This window comes from Corallococcus sp. bb12-1 (genome assembly GCF_026626765.1).
In the GTDB taxonomy this organism is placed as follows: Bacteria; Myxococcota; Myxococcia; order Myxococcales; family Myxococcaceae; genus Corallococcus; species Corallococcus terminator.
Genome location: NZ_JAPNJZ010000028.1, coordinates 505,807 through 529,403, shown reverse-complemented (window position 1 = coordinate 529,403; position 23,597 = coordinate 505,807). Strand labels below are relative to the sequence as shown.

The 23,597-nt window shown below is 69.5% G+C and carries 23 protein-coding genes; 16 read left to right on the top strand and 7 right to left on the bottom strand.

Annotation, left to right across the window (positions count from 1 at the left end; translation table 11 throughout):
* Positions 1-69 precede the first annotated feature (69 nt).
* Together OV208_RS36075 and OV208_RS36070 are read left to right on the top strand one after the other, a co-directional pair.
* Positions 70-915 (top strand): FKBP-type peptidyl-prolyl cis-trans isomerase, encoded by an 846-nt coding sequence (locus tag OV208_RS36075; RefSeq protein ID WP_267578472.1) that lies wholly within the window; start codon positions 70-72, stop codon positions 913-915.
* A gap of 224 nt (positions 916-1,139) precedes the next feature.
* On the top strand, positions 1,140-1,973 hold the full coding sequence (locus OV208_RS36070; RefSeq protein WP_267578471.1) for a dienelactone hydrolase family protein: 834 nt from the start codon (positions 1,140-1,142) through the stop codon (positions 1,971-1,973).
* Between the two features lie 25 nt (positions 1,974-1,998).
* On the opposite strand, the gene OV208_RS36065 is transcribed toward OV208_RS36070, so the two are convergent.
* On the bottom strand, positions 1,999-2,634 hold the full coding sequence (locus OV208_RS36065; RefSeq protein WP_267578470.1) for a CAP domain-containing protein: 636 nt from the start codon (positions 2,632-2,634) through the stop codon (positions 1,999-2,001).
* Positions 2,635-2,750: 116 nt separating this feature from the next.
* Between OV208_RS36065 and OV208_RS36060 the strand changes: the two genes are divergently transcribed.
* The 3 genes from OV208_RS36060 to OV208_RS36050 all read left to right on the top strand — a co-directional run bounded on the left by OV208_RS36060 (position 2,751) and on the right by OV208_RS36050 (position 4,727).
* Positions 2,751-2,963 carry a hypothetical protein gene (locus OV208_RS36060; RefSeq protein ID WP_267578469.1) on the top strand — a complete coding sequence of 71 codons (213 nt, stop codon included), beginning with the start codon at positions 2,751-2,753 and terminating at the stop codon, positions 2,961-2,963.
* 52 nt (positions 2,964-3,015) lie between these two features.
* Entirely contained in the window at positions 3,016-3,693 is a 678-nt protein-coding gene (locus OV208_RS36055) for a tetratricopeptide repeat protein (protein ID WP_267578468.1), read from the top strand.
* A 92-nt stretch (positions 3,694-3,785) separates the two neighbouring features.
* Positions 3,786-4,727, top strand: a complete 942-nt coding sequence (locus OV208_RS36050; protein WP_267578467.1) for a hypothetical protein — start codon at positions 3,786-3,788, stop codon at positions 4,725-4,727.
* Between the two features lie 15 nt (positions 4,728-4,742).
* Here OV208_RS36050 and OV208_RS36045 read toward each other — a convergent pair whose 3' ends face one another.
* From OV208_RS36045 to OV208_RS36030, 4 genes are all read right to left on the bottom strand, one after another.
* Entirely contained in the window at positions 4,743-5,402 is a 660-nt protein-coding gene (locus tag OV208_RS36045; protein ID WP_267578466.1) for a CAP domain-containing protein, read from the bottom strand.
* A 96-nt stretch (positions 5,403-5,498) separates the two neighbouring features.
* Positions 5,499-6,827, bottom strand: a complete 1,329-nt coding sequence (locus OV208_RS36040; protein ID WP_267578465.1) for a DUF1552 domain-containing protein — start codon at positions 6,825-6,827, stop codon at positions 5,499-5,501.
* The gene (locus OV208_RS36035; RefSeq protein ID WP_267578464.1) at positions 6,824-8,458 is read right to left on the bottom strand and encodes a DUF1592 domain-containing protein; all 1,635 of its coding nucleotides are present in this window, start codon (positions 8,456-8,458) and stop codon (positions 6,824-6,826) included. Before OV208_RS36035 ends, OV208_RS36040 begins: the two co-directional genes overlap by 4 nt.
* A 312-nt stretch (positions 8,459-8,770) precedes the next feature.
* Complete coding sequence (locus tag OV208_RS36030; RefSeq protein ID WP_267578463.1) at positions 8,771-10,903, bottom strand: M3 family metallopeptidase; 2,133 nt, start codon at positions 10,901-10,903, stop codon at positions 8,771-8,773.
* 181 nt (positions 10,904-11,084) lie between these two features.
* On the opposite strand from OV208_RS36030, the gene OV208_RS36025 reads away from it, so the two are divergent.
* The 5 genes from OV208_RS36025 to OV208_RS36005 all read left to right on the top strand — a co-directional run bounded on the left by OV208_RS36025 (position 11,085) and on the right by OV208_RS36005 (position 16,227).
* Complete coding sequence (locus tag OV208_RS36025; protein WP_267578462.1) at positions 11,085-11,975, top strand: hypothetical protein; 891 nt, start codon at positions 11,085-11,087, stop codon at positions 11,973-11,975.
* Positions 11,976-11,981: 6 nt separating this feature from the next.
* Positions 11,982-12,362, top strand: a complete 381-nt coding sequence (locus OV208_RS36020) for a hypothetical protein (RefSeq protein ID WP_267578461.1) — start codon at positions 11,982-11,984, stop codon at positions 12,360-12,362.
* A gap of 32 nt (positions 12,363-12,394) precedes the next feature.
* Positions 12,395-12,931, top strand: coding sequence for a hypothetical protein (locus OV208_RS36015; protein WP_267578460.1), 537 nt, complete (start codon positions 12,395-12,397; stop codon positions 12,929-12,931).
* Between the two features lie 221 nt (positions 12,932-13,152).
* Positions 13,153-14,607, top strand: coding sequence for a DHA2 family efflux MFS transporter permease subunit (locus tag OV208_RS36010; protein ID WP_267578459.1), 1,455 nt, complete (start codon positions 13,153-13,155; stop codon positions 14,605-14,607).
* Between the two features lie 204 nt (positions 14,608-14,811).
* Positions 14,812-16,227 carry a hypothetical protein gene (locus OV208_RS36005; protein ID WP_267578458.1) on the top strand — a complete coding sequence of 472 codons (1,416 nt, stop codon included), beginning with the start codon at positions 14,812-14,814 and terminating at the stop codon, positions 16,225-16,227.
* Between the two features lie 159 nt (positions 16,228-16,386).
* On the opposite strand, the gene infC is transcribed toward OV208_RS36005, so the two are convergent.
* A complete protein-coding gene (gene infC / locus OV208_RS36000) occupies positions 16,387-17,130 on the bottom strand; it encodes a translation initiation factor IF-3 (RefSeq protein ID WP_267578535.1) in 744 nt (247 codons plus the stop codon).
* A 280-nt stretch (positions 17,131-17,410) separates the two neighbouring features.
* Here infC and OV208_RS35995 point away from each other — a divergent pair, with 280 nt between their 5' ends.
* Together OV208_RS35995 and OV208_RS35990 are read left to right on the top strand one after the other, a co-directional pair.
* Positions 17,411-18,664, top strand: a complete 1,254-nt coding sequence (locus OV208_RS35995; protein ID WP_267578457.1) for a S1 family peptidase — start codon at positions 17,411-17,413, stop codon at positions 18,662-18,664.
* 94 nt (positions 18,665-18,758) lie between these two features.
* The gene (locus OV208_RS35990) at positions 18,759-19,376 is read left to right on the top strand and encodes a transglycosylase SLT domain-containing protein (protein ID WP_267578456.1); all 618 of its coding nucleotides are present in this window, start codon (positions 18,759-18,761) and stop codon (positions 19,374-19,376) included.
* Positions 19,377-19,495: 119 nt separating this feature from the next.
* Here OV208_RS35990 and OV208_RS35985 read toward each other — a convergent pair whose 3' ends face one another.
* A complete protein-coding gene (locus tag OV208_RS35985; RefSeq protein WP_267578455.1) occupies positions 19,496-19,792 on the bottom strand; it encodes a hypothetical protein in 297 nt (98 codons plus the stop codon).
* Between the two features lie 250 nt (positions 19,793-20,042).
* On the opposite strand from OV208_RS35985, the gene OV208_RS35980 reads away from it, so the two are divergent.
* From OV208_RS35980 to OV208_RS35965, 4 genes are read left to right on the top strand one after another with little or no spacing between them, the layout of a single operon-like run.
* Entirely contained in the window at positions 20,043-21,143 is a 1,101-nt protein-coding gene (locus OV208_RS35980; RefSeq protein WP_267578454.1) for a hypothetical protein, read from the top strand.
* Positions 21,140-22,138 carry an AHH domain-containing protein gene (locus tag OV208_RS35975; protein ID WP_267578453.1) on the top strand — a complete coding sequence of 333 codons (999 nt, stop codon included), beginning with the start codon at positions 21,140-21,142 and terminating at the stop codon, positions 22,136-22,138. The genes OV208_RS35980 and OV208_RS35975 overlap by 4 nt, the downstream gene beginning before the upstream one ends.
* Entirely contained in the window at positions 22,138-22,752 is a 615-nt protein-coding gene (locus tag OV208_RS35970) for an imm11 family protein (protein WP_267578452.1), read from the top strand. Before OV208_RS35975 ends, OV208_RS35970 begins: the two co-directional genes overlap by 1 nt.
* The gene (locus OV208_RS35965) at positions 22,752-23,555 is read left to right on the top strand and encodes an Imm49 family immunity protein (protein ID WP_267578451.1); all 804 of its coding nucleotides are present in this window, start codon (positions 22,752-22,754) and stop codon (positions 23,553-23,555) included. The genes OV208_RS35970 and OV208_RS35965 overlap by 1 nt, the downstream gene beginning before the upstream one ends.
* The last annotated feature ends 42 nt before the right edge of the window (positions 23,556-23,597 follow it).

The window sequence follows — 23,597 nt, the reverse complement described above, 5'->3', positions numbered from 1 at the left end:
AGTAGACCGCGCCCCGGGCATGCAGCGGGCGGTCGGCTGCCGCTGAGCCAAAGGAAAGGCGATTACACCATGAAGAAGACGATCTTGATTGCGGCGATGCTGAGCCTGACGGCCTGCCAGGGTCAGGGCGGCGCGGGCGAGAAGCCCGGCGCGACGGGTTCCACCACGGCGGCCACCGCCGGCGCTCCCCAGACCGAGGAGCAGAAGACGTTCTACGCGCTGGGCCTGTCCATCGGCCGCAGCATCAGCGTGTTCGACATGTCCCCGCAGGAGCTGGAGTTCGTGAAGGCCGGCCTCGGCGCGCAGGTGTCCGGCGCGAAGACGGACGTGGACCTGGAGACCTACGGTCCCAAGCTCCAGGAACTCGCCCGCGAGCGTTCGACCCGCAAGGCCACGCAGGAGAAGGAGAAGTCGGTCAAGTTCCTGGAGGAGAAGGCCAAGGAGCCCGGCGCGCAGAAGACCGAGTCCGGTCTCATCTACAAGGAGACCCAGGCGGGCACCGGCGCCCAGCCTGTCGCCTCCGACATCGTGAAGGTGCACTACAAGGGCACCCTCTCCGACGGCAAGGAGTTCGACAGCTCCTTCAAGCGTGGTGAGCCCACCCAGTTCCCGCTCCAGGGCGTCATCAAGTGCTGGACCGAGGGCCTCCAGAAGATGAAGGTCGGCGGCAAGGCGCAGCTGACCTGCCCCTCCGACATCGCCTACGGCGACCGCGGCGCGCCCCCGAACATCCCCGGCGGTGCCGCCCTCGTGTTCGACGTGGAGCTCATCGAGATCGTGAAGCCCCCCGAGGCGCCTCCCGGTGGCATGCCCGGCATGCCCGGCATGCCTGGAGCGCACGGCGGCATGGGTGGCCCGCCCCCCGGCGGCAAGCCCGAGGCGAAGCCGAAGCCTCCTCCCGCGCCGACGAAGTAATCACCGCAGCCTCCATCGCTCCCACGTAACGGAGCGATGAGACGAGGGCCGGACGTGGGGGACACTCCCTCGCGCCGGCCCTCTTCGCGTTCCAGGACGACACCTCCACGCCCGACGCACTGGCGCCTCCGCCCCCGCCGCGTTACGCCCGGCCCCGAGCACGCAACGGGCCCCAGGCGAAGACCGCCGGGCCTTGAAAGGACGCGACGACGATGAGGCCGGACATGAAGAGGCTCACGTGGGTGCTGGCGGCGGCGCTGATGCTGGGCGCCTGCGCCACGGGCAAGCCGTCGGAGGTGGACCGCACGCCCTCCGCGACGGGCGCCGTCTCCGAGGAGGAGTTCAAGGCCATGCACACCCTGCGCACGGACGCCGCGCCCGAGCGCAAGGGCGTGGAGGTGACGCTGCCCGGCGGCGCGAAGGGTTACCTGAGCCTGCCGGAGAACGCCAAGGGCCCGCTGCCCGGCATCATCGTCATCCACGAGTGGTGGGGCCTCAACGAGCACGTGCAGCACTGGACGGACCGCCTGGCCGCGGAGGGCTACGCGGCGCTCGCGGTGGACCTGTACGGCGGCAAGGTGGCGGCGAACCCCGACGAGGCGCTCGCGCTGGTGAAGGCGGTGGACTCCGAACTGGCGACGAAGACGCTGCTGGAAGCGCACGCGTTCCTGAAGGGCGACCCGCGCATCCAGGCCCCGCGCACCGGCAGCATCGGCTGGTGCTTCGGTGGCGGCTGGTCGCTGCGCACCGCCATGGCCGTGCCGGAGTTGAGCGCGGCGGTCCTCTACTACGGCCACCCGGTGACGGACGCGCAGCAGCTCTCCACCATCAAGGCGCAGGTGCTGGGCGTCTTCGGGACGAAGGACAAGTCCATCCCGCAGGAGACGGTGCGCGCCTTCGAGAAGGCCCTGGACGAGGCGGGCGTGAGAAGCCGCATCCTGGAGTACGACGCGGACCACGCCTTCGCCAACCCGTCCGGTGGCCGGTACGACGAACGCTCCGCCGCGGCGGCCTGGGCGGAGACGTCCGCGTTCCTCGCGCGCACCCTCAAGCGCTGAAGGCGCGCGCCAGGCCCGGCCCGCGTCAGTACGGACGCTGGCCGGAGTAGTTGCCCGGCGGCGCGTAGTTGCACACCCACAGGTCCCACGTGGGGAACGAAGCGCCGAAGGGTGAGTTGGTCGTGCAGCGCTTGTAGGCGCACCCCAGCCGGGTGGTGTTGCGCCACACCACCTGCGTGTAGTGGCCGCAGACCTGGCCCGACGCGCAGGTGTTCTTCGCGTAGTCGTAGTCGCTCTTCTCGTCGTCCCAGCCCTTCACCACGCCCTTCGTGGTGAGGTTGTTCGGCGAGGCGGCGGCGAGGTTCTCCCCTGCGTTGCCCCGGCCCGTGTTGTGTTCGAACTTGCAGTTGTTCGCCCACTTCTGCGCGACCTCCTCCACGGTGGCGTCCCAGACGAGCGGTGACAGCGCGGGGGACGGCGTGGGCTGCGCGGCGGCCCGGGCCGCGTTGTGGGCCTCCAGCATGTCCGTGGCGAACTGCGTGGCCCCCACGGGCCCCGCGTCGGACGTCGTGCCCCCGTCGCCGGAGGTGCCGGCGTCACCGTCGAGGCCGGCGTCCGAGGTGGGATCCGTCGTGTCCCCGTCAGGGATGCAGGCGAGCAGGAGAAACGGTGTGAGCAGACCGACAGCGGAGAGGACGCGGAAGGGAGGGAGGCGGCGCATGGGCTGGATTATCCGCGTGCGGGTGGGTGTGCGGGCAAGCGGACAGGGGTGGGCCGCCAGGGTGGGGTGGGGTGGCCCGCTGTGCTAGGGTGCGATGTTCGGTCAGGAGACGTGACATGAGCCAGAATGATTCCCGCGCGCGCAAGGTCCAGACAGCCCTGGAGGGGAACGATGAGTTCAGCACCTTTTCCATCGACCCCGACCTCAAGAAGCTGAAGATGAAGCTGGACCTCCAGGCGGAGGCGCAGCACCAGCAGTCCGGCCGCCCGGAGACCGCGCCCAAGTCGGGCATGTTCATGCGGCTGTTCCACAAGGTGTTCCGGGGCTGAGCGTCCCATCCGGGTGTCCTCCGGCGGAGGCCTGCCCCGGCGGAGGGTGACGATGGTGAAGGAGTCCTACCGCGCGCAGTGGGATCGCTCGCGGGCGTATCTGGAGACGGGCGACCTGGGGCTGGCCCTGCAGGAGCTGCGCGACGCGCTGACGCTGGCGCCGGACGACGCGTTCCTCTGGGAAGAGGTCTTCAACCTGTCGCTGCTCGGCGGCCTGACGCAGAACGCCCTGGCCGCCGCGATCCGGCTGCGCGAACTGGCGCCGGAGAACCCCGACTTCATCGGCCTGCACGCCATGGCCGCGCTGCTCGCCGGCCGGCTTGCGGAGGCCGTGCCCCTCTTCGAGGAAGTGCTCCGCCTGGACCCCGGTTCGGTGGAGACGCGCCGGCAGCTCGCTCGGGCGCTGGACGTCATGGGCCAGCGCGCCCGGGTGCGCGCGCTGCTGGAAGAGGCCGTGGCGCTCGCGCCCACGGAGACGGGCGCCTCCAACGACCTGGCGGTGCACTACCTGGAGCATGTTCCCGGGGAGGGACCGGCGCTCGCCGCGCGCGTGCTCGGCCCGGTGCTGGAAGCGCACCCGGCGGATCCGCCCACGCACTTCAACATGGCGCTGGCCCTGCGCCTGAGCGACCCCTCGCGGGCCCGGTATCACATCCAGAAGGTGCTCAAGGGCGACGACAAGGAGCTGCGCGCGCAGGCGCAGCAGCTCCTGACGATGATCCCGGCCTGAACCCTTCCGGGGCCGGGCGTCAGGGTGCTCGGGTGGCCCCCGTCACGGGGGCCATGGATTTCCAGAGACAGACCCTGAAGACGCGCTGTGCCGTGACCTCCCTGTGCTGGAGCGGCGAAGCGCTCGTGGACCCGGTGGGTGGCGGCGTGCGCTACCACCTGGACGGCACCTGCTTCGACCCGCACGTGAACTTCGCCTACCGCTTCGACCGCGCGGTGGTGTCCCCGGACGGGCGCTACAGCGTGCTGTACGAATCGCTGGGCACGACGGGGCTGCTGCTGGAGGGCACCCGGGTGATGCGCCAGCTCCAGCGCGACTTCTACCAAGCGCACGTCTTCGACTACCCCGTCGCCCTGCACACGCTCCCCAGTGGCCGCACGCTGCTGGCCCACTGTCCGGACTCCTACTGCGTGCTGGAACTGGAGGACGTGGCGACGGGCGAGCGCCTCACGAAGCGCACGAATGACGCAGTGGACTTCTTCCACTCGCGGCTCCAGTTCAGCCCGGACGGGCGCTACCTGTCGAGCGCGGGGTGGATCTGGCACCCGGTGGACGCGGTGTCCGTGTTCGATGTGTCCCGGGCGCTGGAGGACCCCACGTCACTGGAGAAGGGCAACCTCCTGGCCGACACGGAGGAAGGGGGCCTGTTCTTCACGTCCGCGGCCTCCGGTGCGCGCGACACGCTCGTCTTCGTCCGCGTGGACGAATCCAGAGACGGTGACACCTTCCACCTGGGCACGTACTCGCTCGCGGAACGCAAGGTGCTGTCGGAGGTGCCCCTGGAGGAGCCCGCCGGCCCGCTGATGGTCGTGGACGCGGCGCATGTGGTGGACTTCTTCAAGCATCCGAAGCTGGTGGATCGCGCCACCGGCCGCGTCGTGCAGCGCTGGGAGGACCTGGACACGGGCGTGGCGCTGGGCAGCATCCGCCACCACCTGCCGGCCCCTCCGCCGTTCGCGATGGACCCCGCGAACCGTCGCTTCGCGGTGGGCACGAAGGACGGCATCGAGGTGATTACACTCGCGGCTCGGTAGGGCGTCAGCAGGGCGTCAGTAGGGCTTCTGGCCCACCCAGTTGCCGGGCGGCGCGTAGTTGCACACCCAGAGCTGCCACGTGCCCACGTCCTTCCCGAAGGGCGAATTCTTCGTGCACAGCCGCGTCGCGCAGCCCACCGCCTTCGTGTTGCGCCACACCACCTGCGTGTAGTGGCCGCACATCTTCCCCGGCTTGCAGGTGCCTCGCGCGTAATCGTAGTCGGCGGACTCGTCCGCCCAGCTCTTCACCACCTGCGCGGTGGTCCACGTGTCGGGCGTCGCGGCGGCCAGGTTCTCTCCGAACGCGCCCCGGTCCGGGTTGTGCTCGAAGCGGCACTCCTTCACGTAGGACTCCGCCTTGCGCAGGGCTTCGTCGGACCACGTGAGCGCGGGCAGCGCGGGCTTCGGCGTGGGGCGCGAGGCCTGGGCCCGCGCCTGGTTGTGCGCGGCCACCATGTCGCGCTTGAGGTCGGCGGCGGACGGCACGGGCTTGCGGGGGCCCTCCGGTGGCGTCGGTGTCGTCGTGGTCGGGGGCACCTTGCGCGCGGCGGCGGTGGTCGCGCCCTTCTTCGCGGAGGCAGGCGCGGGACGCGTGGGCGTCGCGGTGGAGACACAGCCGAGCAGCGGGGTCAGTAACACCACGACAAGCCCACGGCGGAGCACAAGAAGAGGCATGGGCCCCATCATCCCGTGCCGCGCCCCCGCCGCGCAGGGGAAGTGAACGGAGCAGGCGGCCCCCGGGGTGCCCGAGCGGGTGCCTGCTCCCGTGCGCTACCCGCCCAGCCCGGTCAGGGGTCCCGTGCCATCCCCGAAGGTGCTCACGGGCACGCCGAACATGTTCAGCAGGGAGATGTAGAGGTTCGCCAGCGGCACGTCCCCGTACTGCACGTGCCGGCCCGGGGAGAGGGCCCCGCCCGCGCGTCCCGCGAGGAGGATGGGCAGGTTCTTGTGCTCGTGCATGTTGCCGTCGGCGACCTCGCTGGAGAAGTACACCGCGCTGTGGTCCAGCAGCGTTCCTTCCCCCTCCTGCACGCCCTTCATGCGCTGGAGGAGGTACGCGTACTGCTCCACCTCCCACTTGTCGATTTTGGCCAGCGCGTCGTAGTTGGCCTGGGCCTTCTGGTGGTGCGAGTACGCGTGGTGTTCACCGGACAGGCCCAGGAACGAATACACGCGTTGGCTGCGCGCGTTGCCCAGCATGAAGGTGCACGTGCGGGTGAGGTCGCATTGGAACGCGAGCACGATGAGGTCCATCATCGCCTTCGTCTTCTCGCGCACGTCCATCGTGTCCACGGGGGCCACGCCCGCGCCACACGTGGGGCCGGCGCCCTCCATCGCGTTGACGCGCAGTTCCAGCTCGCGCACGCCGGTGAAGTACTCGTCCAGCTTGCGCCGGTCGGTGGTACCCAGCCGGCCCTCCAGCGCCTTCGCGTCGGCGCGCACGGCGTCGATGATGCTCAGGCCATATGCACGCCGCTTCGCCAGCTCCGCCTGGGTGGCGTCGGGGTCGAAGTCCGCGAACAGCCGCTCGAAGGCGGCGCGGGGCTTCGTCTCCTTGGGCACGGGCGTGGAGGGCCCCGCCCACGCGATGTTGTTCGCGTACGGGCACGCGTAGCCGGAGTCGCAGTTGCCAATGCCCTTGCCCTGGTCGATGCCCAGCTCCAGCGACGGAAAGCGCGTGGCCTTGCCCAGCGCATTCGCCATCAGCTGATCCATGGAGATGCCGGTGCGGATGTTGGAGCCCTCCGTCTTCAGGGCCTTCACGCAGCTCAGGAACGCGGACGTCGCGGCGGCGTGGTGCCCGTCGCCGTCGGGCTTGCCCGGCAGGTTGTCCAGCCCGCTCAGCACCAGCACGTCGTCCTTCACGGGCGCCAGGGACGCGAGCGTGGGCGTCAGGGACCAGTCCGCGCCCACGCCCGCGGGCGTCCACTTGGGCATGTGGATGCCGCAGGGCGTGTAGAAGACCGCGAAGCGGCGCGGGGCCGGTGCGGCCGCGCCTCGGGCCACGCCGGGGCGCATGCCCTCCAGCAGGGGCAGCGCCATCAGCGCGCCCATGCCGCGCAAGAGGGTCCGACGAGACAGGAGAGGCTGGCGGCTCATGGCGTGGAACCTTCCGTTTCGCCACCCCGTTTCTGGAACGCGTCGCTGCGGACGATGGCGAGGATGTAGTCGGTGAGTCGGCCGCCCTGGGCTTCGGCCTGCTGGGAGATGTCGCGCACGTTGCAGTGGTCCTCCGGCTCCGCGCCCCGGCCGAGCGCGTAGGACAGCAGGTGCCGCGTCATGCACGCGGACAGGGCCGGGTCCTGCTTCACCACGGCGCGCATCTCCACCACGCCGTTGAACACCTTGCCTCCGGGCAGCTCCCCGCTGGGGTCCACCATCGCACCGCCCTCTTCCTTCACGCGCCAGCGCCCCACCGGGTCGAAGTTCTCCATGCCGAAGCCCAGCGGATCCATCAGCGTGTGGCACCCCGCGCACGTGGGGTCCGCGCGGTGCTGCCACATGCGCTCCTTGATGTTGAGCGTGGGGTCCACCGCCGGCGCCAGGCCGCCCGCGTCAGGCGGTGGGGGCGGAGGGCCCTTGCACAGCAACTGCTCCAGCACCCAGACGCCGCGCTTCACCGGGGAGGTGCGGTCCGCGTTGGCGGTGACGGTGAGCAGCGCGCCCTTGCCGAAGAGGCCCGAGCGCTCCGGGTGGCCCTCCAGGCTCACGCGCGTCATCGCGTCGGTGCCCACGGGGGGCAGGCCGTAGTGCTTCGCCAGCCGGTCGTTCACGTAGGTGAAGGGAACGTCCAGCAGGTCCTTGAGCCGGTGGTCTCCGGTGATGAACTCCTGGAAGAGCAGCTTCGTCTCCTCCCGCATCGCCTGGCGCAGCGGTTCGTCGAAGCCGTAGCGCGCCTCCGGCTGGGCGAAGTCGAGCGCGCGCGTGTAGAGCCACTGCCCGGCGAAGTTGTCCACCAGCGCCCGGGCCTTGGGGTCCGCCAGCATGCGCCGCACCTGCGCCTCCAGCACCGCGGGGTCGCGCAGCCGACCGCCCTCCGCTGCCGTCAGCAGCGCTTCATCCGGCATGCTGCTCCAGAGGAAGTACGACAGGCGGCTGGCCAGCTCCAGGTCGCTGATGGGGTGCTGCGCGTGGGACGGGGACACGGGGTCCAGCTCCACGCGGAAGAGGAAGTGCGGCGACACCAGCACCGAGCGCAGGGCCAGCTTCACCCCCACCTCCGGCGCGTCGCCCTGCTGCCGAGCCACCGCGATGAAGCCGACGAGCCCCTCCACCTCCTGCTCGGACACAGGCCTTCGCCAGGCGCGCCGCGCGAAGGTCCGCAGCAGGTCGCGCGCGCACGCCTCCGGCGCCCCGGTGTCCAGCGCACAGGTGCGCAGCGTGCCCTTCGCCCACGCGCGCTCCACCAGCTGCTCCGCCGCGTGCGAATACTTCTCCATCAACAGCGGGGACATGCTGAGCACGTCCGCGTTGTTGTCGAAGCCGAAGCCGTGGTCGTCCGGTGGGAAGTCGCGCGCGGGCGCGCTCGTGTCGCCCAGCAGGTCGCGCACGGTGTTGTCGTATTCGGCGCGGTTGAGGCGGTGCAGGGTGACGCGACCCGGGTCGCGCGACTGGGAGCGGCACAGGACGTCCTGCGGATCCACCGGGCGCGCTGCGTCCGGTCCAGGCAGCACGCGTGCCCGGGGCACGGAGGCGTCGCAGCTCGCGAGCAGCAACACCGCGAGCCCCATCCCCCGCCAGCTCCGACTCCGCCTTTGACGACAGGCTGTCACGTCGCGTCCTCCTGAACCGGGCCTCCCCACGAGTCCGTGGCGAGCGCGCTTCAAGCAAAAGCCTCACCAGCCCCTCGGCGTTGACGGGCCGACGGCGGGCTCCATCCCCGGGGCAGGGGTGCGCGACCGGTGCGGTTCCGGAAGGGAAGAGAAGTTCCGCGATGAGGGGCGGTGTGTGGGTCGCGTGGGCGCCGCGCCGACTCCAGCCCTGCGGGGCGGGTCAGGCGGGCGACGCGGTGGCCAAGGAGGCCACCGCGCCACGGCCGACGGCTACTGCGAGTCCTTCGCGGTGCCCGTCGTCTTCGCGCTGCCGTCCAGGTAGGCGCGGAAGGCATCGAAGGCGTAGGGCCGGCCGAGGAAGTCCTTCACCTGGTCAGCGGCGGGCTTGGAGCCGCCCGGATCCAACACGGTGTGGCGGTACTTCATCGCCGTGTCCCGGTCCAGGTAGCCGGCCTTCTGGAACTCCGACTCCAGGTCCTTCGCGATGACGTACGACCACAGGTACGTGTAGTACGCGGCCGAGTACCCATCCAGGTGCCCGAAGGCGACCTCGAAGTGGGTGCCGTCGCGGTACTCGTGGCGGAAGGGGCTGAGCTTCTTCTGCAGCTCGGAGAGGACGGCGGACGTGTCGAAGCCCGGCGCGCGCGAGTAGTACTGGAGGCTGACCGCGGACAGGAACAACTGCCGGCGTGCCCACAGGCCCTGGCCGAACTCCTTCGACGCGCGCAGCTTCTCCACCAGCTCCGCGGGGATGGGCTCGTTCGTCTCATGGTGCTTGGCGAAGCTCTTGAGCACCTCCGGCTGCTGCGCCCACTGCTGGAGCAGCATGGACGGCGTCTCCACGAAGTCGCGCTCGGTGGAGATGCCGGAGATGGGCGTCCACTTCTGGTGACCGGAGAAGACGGTGTGCATCAGGTGGCCGAACTCGTGGAAGAACGTCTCCACTTCGTCGTGCGTCATCAGGTCGCCGGGGCGCGGGAAGTTGCACACCAGCACGGCCTCCGGCAGACGCCTGTCGGCTTCACCGGTGATGAGGTCGAACTGCGCCGCGTGCTTGTACTTGTCGTCGCGCGGGTGCATGTCCAGGAAGACGCGGCCCAGGGGCTTGCCGCCCTCCAGCACGTCGTAGGCCTCCACGTCCGTGTGCCACGTCTTCACGTCCTTCACCGGCTGGAACGTCACGCCCCACAGGCTGGAGGTGATGCCCATCACGCCGTCCTTCACCCGGGCGTACTCCAGGTAGGGACGCACCGTCTGCGAGTCGAAGCCGAAGCGCTCCGCGCGCACCCGGTCCTCGTAGTAGTCGTGGTCCCACGGCTCCACCACGGTGGCGCCCTTCACGTCCTTCTTCTTGCGCGCCAGCAGCTCCGCCATCTCCTTCTTCGCGCGGGCCTCCGTGGACTGCGCCAACTGGTCGATGAAGTCCGCAGCCGCCTGCTGCGTGCGCGTCATCCGCGTCTCGGTGGTGAAGGCCGCCCAGTTCGCGTACCCCAGCAGCGTCGCCAGCTCGTTGCGCTTCTCGATGAGCTGGGCGAGCACCGCCTGGTTGTTCGGGAACGCGCGCTGCCGGTAGGCGCGCCACAGCTTCTCGCGCGCCTTGGCGTTCTTCGCGTACGTCATGAACGGGAAGTAGTCCGGGTAGTTGCTGGTGATGACCACCTTGCCATCCGCGCCCGGCGCGTGCGCCTTCTTGTAGTCCTCCGGCAGCCCGTCCAGCTCCTTGGGCGTGAAGGCCACCTTGCGGATGTCCTCCGCGATGTTCTTGCCGAACTGCTGGCCCAGCTTGAGGATCTCCTCGTTGAGCTCCTTCACCTTCTGGCGCGTGGGCTCGTCGCGGTCCACGCCGACGCGGCGGAACTCCAGCAGCGCGCGGCTCACCCAGTGCTGCGTGGGCGCGTCCGCCTTGGACAGGTCCACCAGCGACAGCGCGTCATAGACGCCGCGGTCCTGGGACACCGCCACGTTGGCCGCGTCCACCTGCTGCTCGCACTCACGGGACGCGTCGCGCAGGGCGGGATCCGGGTGCACGGATTGGGTGAGGCTCGCGCGGTTGGCCGCGTTCATGATGGCCGTCTGCGCTTCGTCGTAGGCCTTGAGCACCGCCTGCCCGTTCGACTTCGCGTCCAACTTCTTGAGCGCCACCACCTGCGCCTGTGCGCGCTCCAGGTCCGCCTTGCACAGGGCCTTGAAGGTGTCTGGCGTGCCGGCCAGCGGCTCGGAGCCCTTGAAGGGCTCCAATTGGGGCTTGGACGCGTTGGCCGCGATGCGGGCCTGGGCCTCGCGGTTGTTCTTGATGCTGCCGTTGGAGCAACCCGTCGCGGCGAGCGCCGCGATGACGGTGAGCGCGGGGATTTTCAAAGGGACTTCCTCCAAAAGGGACGACGCGAAACGCCGGCCCGTCATGCCACATCCCCGCCCCTGCGCGCCTGTCCGCCGTGAACGGCGGGCCTGCCCTCAGGGGGTGGGTCCTGGAGCCTGCCTCCCCACCGTGACGCACCTCGCCTTGAGCGGCGCCCGGCCGCCCGGTACTCCAGCGGCTGCTTCGTTGTCCAAGCAGGTCTCCTGGCCGGAGGTTGACAGACAGATGCGCAAGGCACTCGGTGCGGTCGCGGCGTTGCTGTTGTGGGGCTGTGGTGGCGCGGGGGCGGACGTCCCGTCCGCTGCTCCCGGTTCCCCCGAAGGGCTGACGCTCAGCTCGGAGGCAGGCCTGACCCGGGGCACCTGGGGGCAGGACGTGTCCTTCTCCTCCCGGGAGGTGGAGCCCGGGGTGTACCGGCTGGAGGTGCGCACGCACGGCCTGACGCTCACCGGCCTGATGGACCCCGCTTCGGGTGTGTCCACGCTGGATGGCTTCGCGGACCAGAACGCGCAGGACACGCAGGTGGTGGACGCGGACCGCGACGTGCTGGCGGCCTTCTACCAGGCGCTCAACCAGGGCCTGCCCGCGGGCGACGCGGCGACGCCGGAGGCCATGTATCTGCGGCGCGCGGTGGGCATGTGGGCGCAGAACCCCACCAGCGTCACGCTGAAGCGCACGGTGATGGGCGAGCAGAACCGCGGCTACACGATGCTGTGCAGCTACGCGAAGTGTGGCGGCAAGAACGTGGGCAGCTGCGGCGGCACGTACAACTGGTACTCGTACGCGAAGCACGACTGCGACAAGGGCGGCTTCGACAACGCGCGCAACCAGCAGATCGCCCAGTTGGGAGACCACACGACGTGCAACGGCGACGAGTACTACATGAACGGCAGCACCTGGGTGTGCGGTGAGCCGGACCACTGGTCGCGCCCCAAGGTGATGGGCAACTGCTTCGGCCGCAGCGGCAGCGGCTGCGGCGGTGACACGCAGTACACGGTGGACGCGACGAACCACGACGGCTGCGTGCGCAACGGGCACGTGCTGGCGAGCGGCTGGTGCGACGACCAGTTCGTGTCCGCCACGGACGACGAGCTGTTCGCGCCCAACTGCTACTGAAGGCGGATGGGACGCGTGACGCGATACGTGGTGGGGGCGGTGGGGCTGTGGCTCGCCGCGCCCGCCTGCACGTCCGCGACGTCCGCGAAGGTGGAGGCCGGGGAGGCGGTGGTGCGCCGCTTCTTCCAGGCCCTGCCCTCGGGTGACTGCGCGGTGCTGGGCCCGATGCTGGTGGAAGGCCAGGGCCTGCCTTCGTGCGAGGACAGCGTGAAGGACCTGCGCGAGCACGACCTGCATCTGGTGGACATCGTCGAAGCGAAGGTGGATGGCCGCGACCCGAACGCGGTGCTCGTGCGGGCGCGCGTGTCACAGGGAGGGAAGGAGCGGCAGGAGCCGTACTTCTTCCGGGTGGAGCGGCAGTCGGAAGGCTGGCGCCTGCGGCTGTGAAGGGCCCGAGGGGCTTGTGAGGGGTACGGACGATGCGACGCCGTGAGCGGGTGATGCTGGTGGGGGGCGCGGGCCTGGTGGGAGCGGTGGTGATTGGCATCGCGTTCCTGACGTCCCGGGAGACGGGCGCTCCTCCCTCGCTGCCCCCGGAGTTCCATCAAGCCCCCAGGCCCGTTGAGGCGGCGGTGGTCGCGCCGAAGCGGACGGCGCCGGTGCGCGCGACCGCGCCCGAGCAACCTCACGCCACGGTGGTGCCCCCGAGTCCCGGGGACGTGCCTCCGGAGCCGGAGGTGGCCAACGCCCCCGCGCAGCCCAACGACCCCATCGAGGAGGAACAGCCGCAGACAGCGCGCTGGAAGCTGGAGAAGACGGAGCACATCACGTCGTTGCTAGGGCGGGACGTGACGCGGCTGGAAGGGGAGAAGCAGGAGGCCCGGGCGCGGGGGGACTCGGCGCGCATCGAACAGGTGGAGGCGCTGCTCCAGCGTCACCGCGTCCGGCTGGATGAGCTGCGCGAGGAGGCCCGGTTGCTCACCGAGGCCGCCCGGAACGAACCGCCCGAGCCCTGACGCCGCCGCCTCCAGTCCGGAGGGAAGCTCCGCGCTCGATGCCCGAAGGCTTCGGTGCGCCGGAAGGATTCGGGCCATGGGTCGCCGCCTGCCCGCCCGCCCACCGGGAGGACGGCCGGTGTTCCCGAGGGCATGGGCCGCCGACGCTGAGGGCTCTGAGTACGCTCGCTTCTGGTTTCAGGGACCCACCTGCCGGGCGTACGTGACAGGCGCGGCGCGGCATGCGCATAGAAAAGGACGTGTCCGTCTCCACCGCGACCGCATCCACCGGACCTGGCCGCTCCACCCGAGGCTCCCGGCTGGCATCCATCGCGGTGGCCAGTGCGCTGTTCATGGAGTTTCTGGACTCCACGGCGCTGTCCACCGCGCTGCCCACGCTGTCGGTGGCCTTCGGCACGGATCCGGTCCACCTCAAGCTCGCGCTGACCTCGTACATCCTCGCCCTGGCGGTGCTCGCGCCCGCGAGCGGGTGGATCGCCGACCGCTACGGTCCGCGCCGCGTCTTCATGGTGGCCATGGGCGTGTTCCTGACGGCCTCCGTGCTGTGCGGCTTCTCCCGGTCCCTGGGGCAGCTCGTGCTCTTCCGCACGTTGCAGGGGCTTGGCGGCGCGCTGATGACGCCCGTGGGCCGGCTCATCATCGTCAACTCGGCGCCGCGCGAAAGGCTGGTGTCCGCGATGAGCTGGTTCACCATGCCCGCGCTGGTGGGGCCACTGCTGGGCCCTCCGCTCGCGGGCTTCATCCTGGGCGTCGCGGACTGGCCGTGGATCTTCTTCATCAACGTGCCGGTGGGCCTGCTGGGCATGTGGGCCGTGGCGCGCTTCGTGCCTGTGCTGAAACAGCCCGACCCGGGCCCCTTCGACAAGAAGGGCTTCGCCCTGGCGGTGGTCGCCATCACCACGCTGATGGGCGCGGCGGAGACGGCGGGCATCGGCCTGGTGCCGTGGCCCGCGCAGTTGGGCATCGCGCTGGTGGCTGTGGGGGCGCTGGCCGCCTACGTGCGACACGCGCTGCGCACGCCGCGTCCGGTGCTCAACCTGCGCCTGCTCCAGGTGCCCACCTTCCGCGCCAGCATGCTGGGCGGCGCCCTGGTGCGCATGGGCCTGGGCGCGACGCCCTTCCTCCTGCCGCTGCTCTTCCAGGTGGGCCTGGGGTGGGGCCCACTGGAGGCGGGGCTCGTCACCATTGGCACGTCCATGGGGGCCTTCGCGTGCAAGCCCGTGGCGCCCGTGCTCATCCGGCGCGTGGGCTTCCGCAAGACGCTCATCATCTCCAACCTGCTCACCGCCGCGCTGACGGCCGTGCCCGCCTTCTTCCGGATGAGCACGCCCATCCCCTTCATCATCGGCACGCTCATCTGCAGTGGCTTCATGCGCTCGTTGCAGTTCACCGCCACGAACACGGTGGCCTACGCGGACCTCCCCAGGGAGGCGGTGAGCAGCGCGTCCACGCTGGCCGTGGTGACACAGCAGATGGCGCTGAGCGTGGGCATCAGCTTCGGCGGCCTGATGCTGCACGTGGCCCGAGGCGGCGGGGACGTGCGCCTCACGCCGGACCGGTTCCTGCTGCCCTTCCTCGCCATCGGGCTCGTATCTTCTCTGGCCGGGCCCCTCTTCCGCCGCCTGCCCCCCGACGCGGGCGCGCAAATCGGTGGACGGGCGACAGCGCGCGGCTGATCCGCGGCCTGTCGTTCACCAAAAGACGTCCGCCGCCGCGCAACACGCCCGCGCGGGTGCCCGCCGAAGGGCAGACAGGCAGACGACGCCCCGATTTCTCCCAGCTTCTCCAGACCGTCCCGGCGCACCAGCTTTCCGCCAGGAATCCAACGGAGGGGGACTGGAATGGGTTGGGCGGTACTCACGGGATTGCTACTGACGGGCATGACGGCCGCGACACCCCCATCGGCCCTTCCGGTGCGGGGCGGCAACGCGCTGACGTTGCCCGCGCACCGGCACATCGTCCGGGTGTCTCGCAGCGAGGGCTCCGTGCTGCTCGCCGCCGTGCAACAGGGCGGGCTGGACGGGCACGGGCTGCGCATGTTCCGCAGCGACAACGGCGGCGGCACCTGGAAGCTGGAGGGCGCCATCCACGACGGCTCCGCGTATGACCGCGCGGACCTCATCGCGGTGGGCCAGGACGTGGCGCTCGTCTACGCGGTGGAGACGCCGGACAGCACGGGCATTGGCGGCTCCACCAGCCGGGACGTGTACTTCCAGTGGTGGCGCTACAGCGCGTCCAAGGGCCGCTGGAGTCCCCAGACCGCCGTGCGCGTCTTCGACTCCACCAGCTCCAGCACCGCGTACTACCGCGCGGAGCTGGCGCGCGACTCGAAGGGCCGGCTGTGGGTGCAGGCCTTCTTCCGGGAGAAGGACGCCCGCAACACGCTGACCCTCGCGGTGAGCAGCGACGGCGGCTCCACCTTCCGCGAACAGTCCGCGCTCGCGCGCGACATCCCGAAGCGCGGCGGTGGGCGACTCATCAGCCTGGGCAGCCGGATGATGGTGCTGTGGAGCTCCCACGACGGCCACGACACCACGCACTACCGGATCCGCGATGACAGCGCGTCGCTGTCCACCTGGTCCTCCACGCGCACCGCCTTCTCCGACGGCATCTACCATGGGGCCGCGATGAGCGCGGTGGCGGACGCCAAGGGCGGCCTGCACGTCGTCTACAAGGACAACTCCGAGCGGCTCAACTACCGCCACTTCAACGGCAGCGCGTTCGGCGCCGCGGTGCGCGTGCTGGACGACGGGGACTGGGCCACGCAGCCCGCGCTCACCCGCGTGGGCAGCGCCGTGTACCTCTTCTACAACCAGCCCCGGAGCGACGGCAGCGGCTACCGGCTGTGGGTCCGCGCGCTCTCCTCCAGTGGCAAGCCGGGGGTGGGGAAGGAGCTCGCGTCGGTGTCCGGCTTCGCGGGCTACCCGGCCGCGCCGGAGGTGCTGCCCTCGGGCGTGCCGCTGGTGTGCTTCTTCGGCATCGAGCCGTCATCCGGCTCCAGCATCCGGCTGTCCTTCTTCTCCACCAGCGCGTCGTCGCTCAAGTCCCAGCCGGTGGCCGCGAAGGAAGCGTCCGGGGAAGACGACCGGCGGTTGGCCGCCACCGGAGGCTCCGGCGGACCGTCCTCTTTCGACCCGCCCCAGGACGTGGGCATGTTGGACAGCGCCCTGACGGGCCCGTCGCAGCAGGCGATGGCCGCCGGGTGTGGCGGTGCCAGCGCGATGCTCGCGGTGGGGATGACGCTCATCCTGATGGAGTGGGGGCGTCGCCGGCGCACGCGGGTCCTGCGCTTCTAGCGGGGGGAACGTGTCCCCCCGCGACGCGCGGGACGTGGAAGCAGGCCCGGACGACGGGCGCGGGCGGGTCCCTGGGAGTCATCCCGAGGGGCACCGCCCGTGGGCGCGTCTCCCATCTTCACGAGGAAGGGGAGACGCGAAGCCCGTTCGCGCGAGCGGCTACGTCGTCGCGGTCGCGGTGTCCTGCTCGTCGCCCGTGTCGGCGTCGTCGCTGGTACCGGTCTCCTCGGCTTCGGCGGGCGCGGTGGAAGCGCTCTCCGCGGCGGGATGGCCACCTTCGGGGTGCGGCTTCTTCTGGGTCGGCGGCGAGGACTTGCGGACGGCCGCCGCAGCCTGACGCGTCAGCTCACGGGCCTTCTGCGCGACCTTCGGCGTCGGCGCGAGGATCATGAACATCTGCCGGCCTTCCATGCGCGGCATCTGCTCGGCGACGGCCACGTCCTTCAGGTCCTTGATGACGTCATCGAGGATGGCGCTGCCCAACTCCTTGTGCGTGATTTCACGCCCGCGGAACTGGATGACGACCTTGGCCTTGTTGCCCTCTTCGATGAACCGGCGGGTGTTGCGCACCTTGAACTCGTAGTCGTGCTCCTCCGTCTTGGGACGGAGCTTCACTTCCTTGAGCTGGATGACCACCTGTGTGCGCTTCGCGTCCGAGGCCTTCTTCTTCTCCTCGTACTTGAACTTGCCGTAGTCCATGATCTTGCAGACTGGCGGCTTGGCCATGGGGCTGACTTCGACGAGGTCGAGTCCCTGCTCCTGGGCAAGCTTCAGCGCTGCTTCGATGGGCATGACGCCCAACTGCTCGGCGTTCGCGCCGACGACACGGACTTCCCGCGCGCGGATGCGGCGGTTGGTTCTCTGGTCCCTGTTGGGACCGCGACTCTTCTGTTCGCGAATGATGTGAACATCCTCCAAAAAGGGTTGCAGACCCACCACCCGTGAAGATGTGGCGGGCCCTTCAATGCGGCAGGCCCAAACGGCAAGAACGGCAGGCAGGCAGCCTGTCTGACTCCCGATCGGACCGGTAGACCTCCGGCCCGAGGAGCGTCATGAAGCACGCCTTCTGGCCGGGTGGGCAGGGAGACGTGCAACGGACTCTATCCGGTTCACGACCCCCCAAGGCAAGGTAACGCGGGAGCTGACCCATTCCCACGACCCCCTGTTATCTATGATGCGCCCCATGGCGAAACGGTCCACCGCGTCCGCCAGGGACCCGACAGGCTGCCAACCCCCCGGGGCGGTTGCGCTCGTCGCCTTCCTCATGCTCGCCTGCCTGCCCGTTTCCGGGCCCGAGGAATCCACCCGGCCGGACTCCCAGGCCCAGGGGGTCGTCCAGGGCACGGACGCGCCCGGGGACGGGGCGGCGGTGGCGCTGGTGGCCCGGCGCACGCGCTGTGCCGGGGAGCCGCCGGTGCTCCTCTGTTCAGGCGCCCTCATCGCCCCGGACGTGGTGCTGACGGCGGCGCACTGCCTGGCCCTCTTCGGAGAGGCGGGGCCCTACGAGGTCTTCCTCGGGCCGTCCTTGCCTCCGGAGTCCGGAGCTCCTGGGCCCGAAGGTCGGTTCGTGCGCGTCACCCGGGCCGTGGCCCACCCCTCCTATGCCCCGGCCACCCACGCCTGGGACGCGGCCCTGCTGCGGCTGGCGACGCCCGTGGAGGGTGTCCCGCCCTACCGGCTGCCTGGCGGACAGGACCCCCCGCTGGTGGAGGGGAGCCTCGTGCGGGTGGTGGGCTACGGGGACACGAAGGATGCGGCCCGGCCCTCGGGCCAGCGGCGTCAGGGCCTGCTCCAGGTGACCGGCGTGCAGGCAGCGTCCTTCCAGGCGGGCCCCTCCCCGGCGATGACCTGCGTGGGCGACAGCGGCGGCCCGGTGCTGGGCGGCCCCCAGGGGAACGAGGTGCTCTGGGGCCTCACCGTGAGTGGGGATGTGGCCTGCCGTTCGGAGGCGGTCCAGGTGCGGGCGGACGCGCTGGCGGACTTCCTCCAACCCTTCCTGGACGAAGCCGCGCCCCCGCCAGCCCCCTCGCCCCTGCCCCTGGACGCTCTCTGCCAGGAGGCCTGCGCCACCGACGCCGAGTGCCCCGCCGGCCTCCTCTGCGTCGCGGCCGGGGACGCTCCCGCCCGGTGCCTGCTTCCCGCGCTCCAGGCGGGGACCTACGGCGCGTCGTGTTCGGAGGACGCCGCGTGTGGCGCACAGGGCGTGTGCGCCCGGCTGGAGGTGGAAGGGGACGACGCCTGCCGCTGCTTCACCCCCTGCGAAGCCATCTCCGACCCCCTGCCTTCCAATGGAGGCTCCCCCTCCGTGAGCGGAGGAGGCTGCGCAGCGGCCCCTGGGTCCCTGGGCACCGTCGCCCTGGCCGTGCTGATGGGGCTCCTGCGGCGACAGCCCCGGTGCAGGATTCCAGCGGGTCGGTCAAAGTCTGACTCCGCGTGAAACCACCCACAAAACCGCAAATGTAGGCGCAACTCCGCAAGTAGGGGGCCGACAATCAGGCATAACGGTTTTCGGCAATCGCGAGGTTCTTCACATGGGTGACTACCGGATCAAGTCGGGCGACACGCTGGGCGCGCTGGCCAAGCGGTTCAACACCGACGTCGGTTCGCTGATGAAGGCGAACCCGAACATCAAGAACGCCGACCTCATCCTCGCGGACGCCAAGCTCACCATCCCGGGCGCCAAGGACGAGTTCCAGGCGGAAGGCGCGGGCCCCAAGGGTCCGGACCTGACCGGCGGCACCCAGCAGACCCAGGGCTCCAGCGGCGCCGAGCCCGTGGGCGACATGCCTCCCGGCCAGGTCGGTGATTGGATCAAGCAGGCGACGGACATCCTCAAGGCGAACGGCATCCCGGCGGACAAGATGAACCCCCAGGACATCGCCAAGATCATCGAGCACGAGTCCAGCGGCAACCCGAACGCCATCAACAACTGGGACTCCAACGCGCAGAAGGGCACGCCTTCCATCGGCCTGATGCAGACCATCCAGCCGACGTTCGACGCGCACAAGCTCCCCGGCCACGACAACATCCGCAACCCGGTGGACAACATCATCGCGGCCGTTCGCTACTCCATCGAGCGCTACGGCTCGGTGTCCAACGTCCCCGGCATCAAGGGTCTCAACGGCGGCGGCGCCTACGTCGGTTACTGACCGGCGCTCCATCCCCGAAGCACCGCGCCCCGCGGTGGAAGGCGGTCCCCCGGAAAGAGGGACTTCGTCTCCCACGCGGGGCGTCGTCTTTCTCCAGCATGCAGCGTGGGGCGGAAGTCTCAGCCTCCGTGCAGCCCGGAGCGGTTGTGCGGTCCACCCTCGCTCTTGATGTGGATCTGGCTGGGCGCCTTCTTGCGGCCCCGGATCCCGGTGCCGCGGTTGTTGCGCTTGGGGCCGTGGTCGCCCGCGGCGGGGCCCAGTGTCACGCGCTTCAAGTCCTTCTGCCGCAACAGCTCCGCCTCGTCGTCGTGCGCCAGCGTCTTGCGGCCCTTGCTGGCCTGCATACTGGGTTGGGCCGCATGGGCACCCACGCGCCGCTTCTCCTTGATTCCTGCCACCAGGGTCCGCACGGACATAGAGGTCCTCCTTGTCTTCAAGAGGTAGGGACCCGCGCTGGGGGACGCCATCCCTGGCGACGGACAGGGCGAGGGCTGCTCCCGGCGCATGCAGGGAGTGGGTGCTCGTCCCGGCGGGAGGTAGGGGGGGCGGAGCGAGCGTTCGTCCGCACCGGATGGCCGCGAACATGGCCTGTCGTAGTCTCCGTCTGGACAGGCATTGTTATTCCTCGCCTTGAGGTGAATTCCAGCATCCGCCTATCTTTTCCCCATGAGGCTGGAGATTGCCGCCGCCGCGATGAGTTCGTGCCTGGGGCCCCTCATCACGGCCTGTGCTGCATTTCGGGCGGGGCTGACGCATGCCCGTGCGTCGCGTGAGTTCCAGTACTTCCCAGAGGGAGACAACGCCCCGGCTCCCCTGGTGACGTGTGCCATTCCAGATGTCACCTTTGGCTTTTCCGCTGCCGGCAGGCTCATCGCCATCCTTCATGAGACGCTTCTGGACCTCCAGGGCCGGGTGTCGCTCCAGGAGTTGGGTGCTGACACGCCGCTCTTCCTGGTGCTTCCGGATGCCCTGGAGCGTGACTTCCCGATGCGTCCCGAGCTGCGCGAGGACGCGACGCGGCGGCGCGACGTGCTCGGCACGTTCATCTTGAAGCAGGCCTTCGACAACCTCGGAGTGGTCTGGCGGGGCGGATGGCGCTGCTTCATGGGAGGCCATGTGGCCTTTGCCCGAGCGCTCCAGGCCGCGCGGGAGGTCATCAGCTCCCGCGAAGCGAAGGCCTGCCTGGTGGTCGCGGTGGACAGCCTGCTCTCACCTCCGACCCTGCATTCCCTTGCCCTGCGAAGGTGCCTCAAGACGGAGGACCATCCCGTCGGGTTCATTCCGGGAGAGGCCGGGGTCGCGCTGCTGCTCCGGCCTGTGAAGGGACGTCTGGACTCCCGAGCCCCTGCGCCGGTCCTCCTCGACGACGTGTGCGTCCTGGAATCCTCCGAGCCCGAGCGGGCCGATGGCCGTGATCTGGCGGCCTGCGTGGAGCGGGTGCTGCCGCCCGGAGCGTCCGCTTCGGAGGAACCGTTGCTGGTGAGTGACTACAACGGAGAGCAGCGGCGGGCCCAGGAATGGGGTGGCCTGCTCCTGCACCTGCGCATGTGGCGCCCGGAGTGGAGGCTTGAGCGCTCCTGGTTTCCGGCGCTCGGCTTCGGTGAGACGGGAGTCGTCTCGGGGGCCCTGGGCGTCTGTGTGGTGCTTCGGGGGTTCGAGCGCGGCTATGCACGGGTGCGCTCGGGTGTGGTGCTCACATCGGAAGACAGACAGCCGCTCCGGGCCGCCATCCTGCTGTCCACTTCGGAGAAGGAAGGTCGTGCATGAGCAGCTCCGGGAAGGGTGGAACCCCGAAGAGGACCCGCTTCAGCGAGTTCAGCTTCAGCAACGTCGATGAGGGCACCTTCAAGCACGAGAAGTTTCCGGAGCTGGAGGACCCTGCCTACCCCAAGCAGCTCATCCAGGAACTGGAAGCCCAGGCGAAGGAGGAGTCCGAGCACGCGAGCACGCCGGATCCGCTCAAGCGCCGGGGACACGCCCAGTACCGGGGGCCCGCGTACGTGCACAAGCACGGAGGCCGGGACCGCTACAACCAGTGGCCCTTCGACTTCCTGTTCACGGGATGCGACGACGCCAGGAAGAAGGCGATGCTGGAGAAGGTGGAGAAGCTCGCGGAGCAGCGCCCGGTCTGGGCCATCGTGAAGGACCGTGCGAAGTGGCAGGCGTGCTTCGAATTCCCCGAGCCCGGCGGCTTCCCCGGCAGGGACAAGCGGTTCTTCCTGGCGAAGAAGCTCACCCACAAGACGACGGCGGAGCTCTACTTCTTCTTCTCGGCTTCCACTCCGTACCGGTGGGTGGCACACCACCTCATCCCCATCGAGGTCTTCGACAGCCGGGATGAAGCCCACTTCACCGATGATGAGCAGGAGTTGATTCGCGCGTCGGGCTACGACGTGAACAACGGGCACAACATCGTTCCGCTGCCCACCTGGGATGTGCCACCGCATTGCCTGCTGGCGCATCTTGGCGGGCACTCCGAGTACCTCAAGTACGCCAGACGGCGGTTGGAAGGCGTCAAGGACATGATCAAGAAGGCCCGGGAAAGTGACAAACCTCACGCGGCGTTCTACGCACAGATCGTCGACAAGCTGACCCGAGTCGAGGATGAACTCTGGGACAAGCTCAAGGATCTGGGCAGGGAATCGGTCAAACTGTACCTGCAGGGCAAGCGCCCCAAGGACAACCTGGTGAAGTTCATTTCCAAGGGCAAGCGAAAGAGTACCGGGCGGCGCAGGCGCTTCCCGGAGGGAGCGATGAACTGATGACGACCGACAACCGGACGTTCTGGATGCTCGACACCCTCAGCAACCCCGGTGGCGTCATCGAAACCTACGTCGCGGACGCGCCGTCCAAGTGGCGCCTCTTCGAGGGACAGAGTCAGGCCGCGCAGTTCCCAGCGGGGGCCACCTTGAAATTCTCCAGGAACTTCCCCAAACACCGGAAGCTCTTCGACTTCGTAGCCACCACGCTGAGCCTGATCATTGCTTCGAAGAAGGTGAAGGACATCCTCGACTCGGTGGGGGTGGATAACTGCGAATACCTGCCTGTGGCGGTGAAGGACCACAAGGACAAGGTCGTGGGGCCCGAGTACTTCATCATCCACCCGCTGGGTGGGGAGGACGGCATCGACCTGGAGAAGTCCGTCTATGACAAGGAGCCTTTCGACGAGCGCGAGATTGATAGGGTCCGCACGCTCATCCTGAAGAAGGAAGCCATCTCCCCGCGTGCCCGCTTCTTCCGCTTCAAGCCCCTGATGCGGGAGTACGTCATCGACCAGGTCGTGGCCGACGCCCTCAAGGCTGGCAAGGTCACCGGCTACCGACTGTTCGCGGCGGAAGGTTGGGACGGCTCCTTCATGCACCTCGAGGAGGAGTGATGGAGTTCGACCTCGCAGGCATCAGGGAAGAAGCCGCGGACTCGCTCGACATCCTCTTCGACGACGCCTTCCCGGAAGTGCTGGCGGACGGAACAGTGGAAGAACTCGTGGGATTGGTGCGCGAGGCCTGCGTGCACTTCCACACCCAGGGCGTGACGACCCTGCTGCTCGACGGGAGCCCCCAGCACTTCTTCTACCAACTGGCCTGCTCGGCGGAGAACTGGCGCCGGTTGCTCATCCACCTGCGAGCCCGGGGCGCGGACCTACCGCCCGCCTCCGACAATGCTTCGCTGCTGGGGGCAGTGGCCGGCGGGTATTGGGAACTCGCCCGCGACCTGTGCCGGGTCTCCTCCTCCCAGCAGGGCGAAGAGGAGTACGAGGACGAGTTCGCCTGGGCCCGGTTGCTCCAGGAGTTCATCGCGCTCCCAGCGGACGCAACCCCTTCCGAGCCCTGGCTCCGCCAGCATGAAGGCGCCCTCGCGAAGTCCCAGGCGGACCGGTGGGAGTGGTTCCTGGCACTGCTGTCAGGAGACGGAGGTCGTTTCCTCGCCGCCTTCGAACGGGTCCTCCAGCTCCATTCGGCGGAAACCGAAGCCGAGGCCGTGCGGTGGGGCACCGCGCCGGAGCAGTTCGTTGCCTACCGGTTCATTTGGTTCGAAGGCCTCGCGATGCTCCGCCTCGCCGAGCGCCGGGGGATGAAGGTCGAAGCCTCGCTGCTGTATTGCCCACCCCTGGCACGGGTTCCAATGAAGATGGCCTACGACGGCGACTGGGCGCTCTCGTTCGGTGCGGCTCCAGGCTGACCACCTGACGGGCACTCGGACGGATGTGCCGGGAGGATCGCC